1 pseudogene is annotated in these 1,425 nt (G+C 58.7%); it reads left to right on the top strand.

Annotated features, from left to right (window positions below):
* Window positions 1–1,425, top strand: a pseudogene (locus tag DBR18_RS28305) (hypothetical protein); the annotation flags it as partial.

Genomic DNA, 1,425 nt, shown 5'->3' with positions numbered 1-1,425 from the left:
TCTGGTGATTGCCAAACCCGGCAGTGGCTCCGACCTGCCTTACCCCGACATCGCCGTGGGCGATGTGATCATCGCGAGCTGGGGCGGCAAGCTGGTGGCGTCGGAACCCGTCACTCAAGTGCAGATCGACGACCCGCTGAATAACCCGATCATTATCCATATCAGCAAAGCCGTCATCCTGGCGGCGGGTGACTCCGGGAGCGATAAGCTGGCGGTGTCATTCCTGGTCAGAGACTTTGCCGACAATAACTCCGAGGACTGGTGCAAGGAAACGCGCATCGTCGTCGACACCGGCAATTCGCGGCTGGATGCGCCGATTCTCAAACAGGCTGACGGCAACGAACTCGACCTTGACCAGTTGGGCAATCAGCAATTGGTGCTCCAGGTCTTTGCTGCATCATCCGTCGATTTCAACCTCGGCGATATCATCATCATGCACTTGCAGGGCACCACCCTCGGCGGCGAACCCGTGGAGGTCGAAGTTCGCCAGCGCATCGACAAAAATCCACCGCTTGTCGTCGACGTGCTGATGGACAACGACGGTGCCCGGGCACTGGCAAAAACCCAGGGGGTGTTCTTCTTCGATCTCGAACGTGGCGGCAGCATCATTCAACGCTCCAGAGGCCGCTTCATCAACATGAAGGGTGAACCCAAACGTCTGGCAGCCCCCATCATCGAAAGCGCCGTGGGCGGTGCACTGAATCCAGATCTGGCGAACGTGATCGTACGCATCCCCTACGATCCGCTGATTACCCCGGACAACGCCATCGAACTGATCTGGAGCATCACCCTGGCGGACGGCACCGTTTTCGAACCCGAGCTGGACTGGATCTTTCCGACCGAGGATGAGGCCGATGACCCCAATGGCTTCATCACCATCATTTCAGGCCCCAAGTACCTGAAGCCCGGGGAAGGCGGCACGCTGGTGGTGTCGTACAACGTGCTCAGCGAAGACCAGAACGGCGAGATCGTTCGCAGGCCGTCAACGCCTGCCGCACAATTGAACATCGGCGAGCCGAGGTTCGAGCTGGTTCCGCCAACCCTGCTCGGTGAACAGGACGGTGCGCTGGAACCCAAGGATCTGCCCAACGGCACCAGCGAAGTCAATTGCCCCAACCCGGTGAACAATCCGACCAAAGCCAAAGACGTCGTGCACTGGCAACTGCATGATGCGTCGGGCAAGGTGCTGGTCGAGGACTACAAGGAACTCAGCACACTGAGCGCCGGTAAAGACGTTAAATTTTCGCTCAACGCTGCGTTTGTGCAGCAGTACTTTGAAGCCCGTCGCGGTGAACAGTTGAGCGTTCGCTACCACATCAAGCGGTTTGAAACGGGCAAGATCAGTTATTCGAATCCGCTGGAGTTCAGAGTCGGGGTGGCGCTGGATCTCCCGGCGCCCGGTATCAAGGAAGCGCCAAATGGCAC

Origin of the sequence: Pseudomonas sp. HMWF021, from assembly GCF_003061005.1 — a bacterium.
GTDB lineage: Bacteria > Pseudomonadota > Gammaproteobacteria > Pseudomonadales > Pseudomonadaceae > Aquipseudomonas.
Note: the sequence above shows the minus strand (reverse complement) of the source record. Positions and strands in the feature narration are given on the sequence as shown.